Source organism: Psychrobacillus sp. (genome assembly GCF_056205495.1).
The window spans coordinates 24,162-30,161 of record NZ_JBAEAP010000315.1 but is presented as its reverse complement, the minus strand read 5'-3'; the positions used below and the strand labels follow the sequence as shown (position 1 = coordinate 30,161).

Below are 6,000 nucleotides of genomic sequence, written 5' to 3'. Positions count from 1 at the left end.
TTTTTTATTATTTAATATGAGAAGCTAATCCTTTAATAAAAATAAAAAACTCAAGCAGAAAGCCTTAGCTCTCTGCTTGTTTTTCATTTTGTTCTATTCGCAATCACGATTGCGCGGTTAGTTCCTTCTGCCGCTGCATCTAGCGCTTCTTTAGGATCCATCCCTTGATATAAATTCTCCAACGCCGTCACAATTTGCTGACGGGATTCTGGGAACACTGATATTAAGGCACCCTGAGTAGCGATAGATGGCTCTGTGCTTTGTAGCTGTTCTACCGTTACTTTTAACTGTGGCATCTTTTCCCATGCTTCTTTAACAATGTCTGCTTCATATGCAGAAGGGTTAATCGCAAAGTATCCTGTATCTAAATGCCACTTAGCTTGAACTTCTGGAGTAGTTAAATACTTCATGAACTCCCAAGCTGCTTTTTGCTCAATTTCAGCGATTCCTTTAGACATCCATAAAGATGCCCCTCCAATTACAACACCTTTACGATCTACTTCGTCTGCGTAAGGAATGTATGCAGCACCCACTTCAAATGGCGCATTATCAATAATTCCTCGTACACCTGCCGAGGAATCCATATACATAGCTACCTTCCCTGATTGGAAAGCTGCTCGAATATCATCCCAGTTCGTTCCGAAGTTACCAAATGTACCAGCCTCGTTCATAGTATTTAAGAATTCAAACACGCGTTGACCTTCTTCTCCGTTGAAAACCGCTTCTGTTGCATCGCCAGCACGACCGTTGTCTTCATTTACATAAAGACCACCTTGTGTGGCTACTAGCTGCTCAAAGAACCAACCGTATGTTAGCATTGAAAAGCCCTTCATCTCATCTGTTTTAAGCTTTGCTGCTGCATCAATTACCTCCTGGAACGTTTTAGGAGGGTTCTCAGGATCCAAGCCGGCTGCTTTAAAAGCATCCTTGTTGTATAGCATTACTGGCGTAGAGGAGTTAAATGGCATAGAATATAGCTCTCCATCAAGAGAATAATAATTTAAGATATTCTCCTCTAATTGAGACAAGTCATAGTTATCTTCATCGATAAACTTTTGCATTGGCTCGATAAATCCACTTTCAATCATATATTTAGTACCTACCTCAAACACCTGCGTTATGGCCGGAGCGTCTGCAGTACCCCCAACACTACGAAGCTTAGTTAACGATTCTTCATATGATCCTTGGAATTCTGCCTTTACCTCGTAATCATCCTGGGATGCATTAAAGTCAGCGACAATATTATCAAGAGCTGTTTGCCCTGAACCTGACATAGCGTGCCAAAAGGAGATGACTGTTTTACCATCTTCGGATTTTTCAACATCCTCGTCGCTTTTTTGTACAGGTTCTGTCGATGAACTGTCATCACTATTTGTACATGCAGCTAATGCTAGAATACCTAACAAAATCATGAATAACCACGTAAACTTAAACTTCTTCCTCATGTCATACACCTCTTTTTTTAGTTTGGAACAACTGTTATTTTAGAGCCCCTTGCGTTAACCCTTTTTGCAATTGCTTTTGACCTAAAAACAATAGTAGTAGTGTTGGAATAATAACAACGATTACCCCTGCCATAACCACCCCCCATTCTGTTGCAACCTCTTGTGACTGGAGCTGTTTCAAGGCAATTTGTACGGTTCTTACGGAATTGTTGGTTGTAACTAATAAAGGCCAAAGGTACATATTCCAAGTCGTTAAGAAACCATATGCTCCTAATGTTACTAAACTAGTTTTAGAAACCGGCAAGATGACACGAACAAAAAACGCAAATCTACTGAGCCCTGCAATCTGAGATGCCTCATGCAGCTCCTTCGGTATTGTTTTGAAATGCTGTCTAAGTAAAAATGTCCCGAAGGCTAAGGCAAAAAACGGTAGTGTCATCCCTTGGTATGTGTTAAGCCAGTTTAGATTTTGAATGGTAAAGAAATTGGGAATCATTGTTGCTTCCCACGGAATCATCATCGTGGAGATAAAAAGGAAAAATACAAAGTCCCTTCCTTTGAATGGGATAAAGACAAAGGCATAGGCCGCTAAACTACATACGACCAGCTGTCCAAGCATAACCCCAAACGAAACAATGAAACTGTTAATCAAATAGTTTAATAGAGGCAATCGATCAAACACCTTCACATAATTATCAAAACTGAAGGTTGACGGCAAGAATTTTCCTTGTAAAATTTCGCCTCCCGTCATGAAGCTTACCATCAAGGCATAGATAATCGGGAAAAACATAATCAGGGCAGTAACGATCAATAAAAAATACACAATGGAGCGCTTTAGTATTCTCATTGGTAATGCACCTTCTTTTCCCCTAGCTTAAATTGTAAAATTGTAACGAGTAAAATACATATAAATAAGAACACCGCTTGAGCACTTGCAGTACCAAATTGAGCGTTTACAAATGCCTCTCGATAAATGGAATACACGATTAAGTTAGTGGATTGGGAGGGCCCGCCCTTTGTTAAGATATCCACCTGTCCAAACGTTTGAAACGCATTGATGAGAGAAATGGTAATAATAAAAAATAGGGTGGGAGAGAGCATTGGTATAGTTATTCTTCTCAAACGATACCAATAGCTTGCTCCGTCAATACGAGCACTTTCATATAAGTGCTCATCAATATTTTGTAGTCCCCCTAGCAATATTAGGAAGCAGAAGCCAGTGTTCAACCAAATTGTTGTTAAAGACACCGATAGCAAAGCCCATGTTGGATCTAGAAGCCACTCGACTTGTGGAAGATTCAATATGGCAAGCACTTTGTTGAACATCCCAATACTTGGGTGGAATAAGAATAGCCACACAACGGAGGAAGCTGCTACGGAAACCCCCATAGTGGAAGCATAGATTGTACGAAAGAAACCGATTCCTCTTAGCTTTTCATTGGCAAGTAATGCTAGACCTAGCGCAATAATAATTCCAGTAGGCACTGTATATAGTACAAATAGGAATGTGGCCTTTATACTGTTTAGAAAAGCAGACGATTCGAGCAAATAAGCATAGTTTTCCAGACCAACAAACACTGCAGCCTCTCCTGCTTGGTTGGTTAAGAAAAAGCTTAAATAAATGGTGCGAAACATTGGATAAAAAACAAAAACGGAAAATAAGATAATAGATGGCAATAAATATAAAAGAGCTGTTCGAGCATTCAGTGAGCGCTTCCAGAAACCTTTCTTTAGCTTAGATCTAACGGCAGTTACATGATTTGATTTCACTACTGTCATACAAATACCTCTTTACCAAATACATGGTTTTCTACATCAGAAGGTTTTTTAATAATCTCCTTTGTTACGCTATCAAAGAAGCAAAAGGAATCATAGTTCATGATGACTGGTATTTTATCACCGACAGCTATCTGCCATTGGCCGCTCCATTTCACTTGCCATTGCTGATCATTCAACGTAAATGAAAATACAGTTTCATTTCCTAAAATTTCTACATTTACAATTTCTACAAATACCTTTTCCTCTGCGGTCGACTCCTTTGTCGCTGCTTTTATATGCTCCGGACGAATACCAACAATAACTTTGTCTGTCAGGTAGTGTGCGTCCTCAGCTGGTACGGAAATAGTAATGAAATCATTTAACACAATAGCACCCTGTTCTTTACTTCCTATGCCTTCAGCAATATTCATAGGAGGTGAACCAATAAAGGTAGCTACAAAAGGATTGGCTGGATTATTATAAATATCAATTGGTCTGCCTATCTGTTGGATAGATCCTTCATGTAGGATCATAATGCGATCGCCCATTGTCATCGCCTCAATTTGATCATGCGTCACATAAATCATAGTAATTCCAAGTCTGCGCTGGATTTGTCTAATTTCAGATCTCATGTGCGCACGAAGCTTAGCATCTAAGTTAGATAATGGTTCGTCCATTAGACAAATTGGCGCTTGGTTTACGATAGCTCGGGCAAGAGCTACTCGTTGTCTTTGACCACCGGAAAGCTCTCTTGGCTTACGTTTTAAGTAATCAGAAAGCCCTAGCATTTGAGCAACCTCTATTGTTCGATTGTTACGTTCTTCTTTAGAGATTTTTTTTACATGCAGACCAAATTGAATATTTTCTTCTACCGAAAGATGTGGGTATAAAGCATAGTTCTGGAATACCATAGACAAATCACGCTTACTTGGAGGTAAATCATTCACTTCCTGCTCACCAATCTTGAGCACTCCTCCTGTTATCTCTTCTAATCCCGCGATCATTCGAAGCATTGTACTTTTTCCACACCCCGATGGACCAACCAGCACAAAAAATTCCCCTGGTTCAATCGTTACGTTAATATTAGAAATAACGTTAGATTGTTTGTCGTATGATTTAGAGATATCAATCAACTCTACTCGCTTCAAAAGATTTCCCCCATTCTCTAATCGATTATGTTACCTAAGCATCAAGTTTATAGATTTTACTATGGAAGCTAGTAAAATATGTTTTTTACCATTTTTCCATAGCTATGTAATCTTTTCTTCACCATATTACTAAAAAGAATATTCTAAATCAAAGAAATTTACAATCTTTACAGAATATTTAATTTTATACAAAAAGTTTACAGTTCTTGGAGGATAAATTTATGCGTAAATATCAAATAATCCTACTTATATTTGTTTTGCTTGTTAGTGGATGTGTAGGGAAGGAAGTGACACCCATTGCTTCAGAAGAGTTTTTTATCATCGCGCATAGAGGAGCATCCACTTATGCACCTGAGCATACAATGGTCGCTTATGAGGTTGCTGAGCAGCTAGGAGCTACTTATATTGAAATTGACTTACAAATGACGAAAGATGGAGTATTAGTTGCTATGCATGATGAAACAGTAGACCGTACTACTGAAGGTGAAGGGTTAGTAAAAGATTACACATTAGAGGAATTAAAAAAGTTGAATGCCGGGAAATGGTTTAATGATACATATCCAGATTTCGCCAATACTGCATTTGAAAAGGCACGAGTTCCTACATTAAGAGAAATATTTGATAATTTTGGAGATAGAGTCAACTACTACATTGAAATGAAATCCCCAAAAATATATGAGGAAATGGAGGAGGAATTGCTTGCTTTGTTAGAAGAATATAACTTATTAAATCACGAAGAAGATGTACCCAAAGTAATCGTCCAATCCTTTAACCGTGCTAGTTTAATAGAATTTCATGAGCTTGAACCAAGCATCCCCCTTATCCAACTGCTCGGTAATAAAGAGGAAGCTAAATTTACCAACCAGGAAATGAAAAGCCTAAAAACCTATGCAAGTGGGATTGGAGTCAACGTCAATGCTGTAGATGGAACCTTTGTCCATGAAGCGCACGAAAACGGGCTGAAGGTACACCTGTTTTCCCTTATAGGAGAAGCAGATATAAAAAAAGCCTTGCTCTACAAGGCTGATGGTATATTCGCAGACGCTCCTAACGTTGCTATAGAAATAATAAATCGTACGCAAGACTAAATCTGTTTCAAGACTTTTTCACAAAGTCTTTTAAAATGAATTTCAAATTTCTCATTGTCTTCTTTTTGACGTTTTCGTGGTCCCTTCATTCGGCCACCTGCTTGTCTAATTTTTTTGGATATATGTCTACTCTCTAATAGCTGGTCTATATTCTCTGGTGTATACCATCTTCCATTTTGGTCTATTGCATAGCCTTGCTTAGCTAAAACCATGGCTGCAAGACCATAATCCTGGGTGACAACAATGTCGCCCTTATTCACTTTATTAACGAGCACAAAGTCTACAGCATCCGCGCCTTTCGAAACCATGACTGTTTCAGCACCTTCCCTCTGCATATAATGTGCAGTGTCGCATAACAATGTTACCTTCATATCGAACTGTTTTGCGATATCAATCGTTAAATCCACGACAGGACAGCCGTCCGCATCTACTAGTACATTCACCATTTTGAGCACTCCTATCAGCTATATATCCTACATTGTATACTAAATGATTATTTTTATGAATGGCTATGTTAAAGGGTAGGGTTACTTTTATGATGCAAAGAAATCTTAGATCAGA

6 protein-coding genes are annotated in these 6,000 nt (G+C 38.7%); 1 reads left to right on the top strand and 5 read right to left on the bottom strand.

Features of this window, described 5'->3' with window-relative positions:
• Positions 1-83: 83 nt before the first annotated feature.
• From AC06OU_RS09325 to AC06OU_RS09310, 4 genes are read right to left on the bottom strand one after another with little or no spacing between them, the layout of a single operon-like run.
• Positions 84-1,445 (bottom strand): ABC transporter substrate-binding protein, encoded by a 1,362-nt coding sequence (locus AC06OU_RS09325; RefSeq protein ID WP_475855384.1) that lies wholly within the window; start codon positions 1,443-1,445, stop codon positions 84-86.
• 34 nt (positions 1,446-1,479) lie between these two features.
• Entirely contained in the window at positions 1,480-2,292 is an 813-nt protein-coding gene (locus tag AC06OU_RS09320) for a carbohydrate ABC transporter permease (RefSeq protein WP_475855382.1), read from the bottom strand.
• Positions 2,289-3,224 carry a carbohydrate ABC transporter permease gene (locus tag AC06OU_RS09315; RefSeq protein WP_475855381.1) on the bottom strand — a complete coding sequence of 312 codons (936 nt, stop codon included), beginning with the start codon at positions 3,222-3,224 and terminating at the stop codon, positions 2,289-2,291. Before AC06OU_RS09315 ends, AC06OU_RS09320 begins: the two co-directional genes overlap by 4 nt.
• Entirely contained in the window at positions 3,221-4,351 is a 1,131-nt protein-coding gene (locus tag AC06OU_RS09310; protein WP_475855380.1) for an ABC transporter ATP-binding protein, read from the bottom strand. The genes AC06OU_RS09315 and AC06OU_RS09310 overlap by 4 nt, the downstream gene beginning before the upstream one ends.
• A gap of 221 nt (positions 4,352-4,572) precedes the next feature.
• On the opposite strand from AC06OU_RS09310, the gene AC06OU_RS09305 reads away from it, so the two are divergent.
• Positions 4,573-5,439: a glycerophosphodiester phosphodiesterase family protein gene (locus AC06OU_RS09305; protein ID WP_475855378.1), complete on the top strand. Its 867-nt coding sequence runs from the start codon at positions 4,573-4,575 to the stop codon at positions 5,437-5,439.
• Here AC06OU_RS09305 and AC06OU_RS09300 read toward each other — a convergent pair.
• Positions 5,436-5,885, bottom strand: a complete 450-nt coding sequence (locus AC06OU_RS09300; RefSeq protein WP_475855377.1) for a YaiI/YqxD family protein — start codon at positions 5,883-5,885, stop codon at positions 5,436-5,438. The genes AC06OU_RS09305 and AC06OU_RS09300 overlap by 4 nt on opposite strands.
• Positions 5,886-6,000: the final 115 nt, after the last annotated feature.

Coding starts and splice junctions, on each gene's coding strand:
- AC06OU_RS09305 (WP_475855378.1), top strand. CDS start 4,573: ATGCGTAAATATCAAATAATCCTACTTATATTTGTTTTGCTTGTTAGT.
- AC06OU_RS09300 (WP_475855377.1), bottom strand. CDS start 5,885: ATGGTGAATGTACTAGTAGATGCGGACGGCTGTCCTGTCGTGGATTTA.
- AC06OU_RS09320 (WP_475855382.1), bottom strand. CDS start 2,292: ATGAGAATACTAAAGCGCTCCATTGTGTATTTTTTATTGATCGTTACT.
- AC06OU_RS09315 (WP_475855381.1), bottom strand. CDS start 3,224: ATGACAGTAGTGAAATCAAATCATGTAACTGCCGTTAGATCTAAGCTA.
- AC06OU_RS09325 (WP_475855384.1), bottom strand. CDS start 1,445: ATGAGGAAGAAGTTTAAGTTTACGTGGTTATTCATGATTTTGTTAGGT.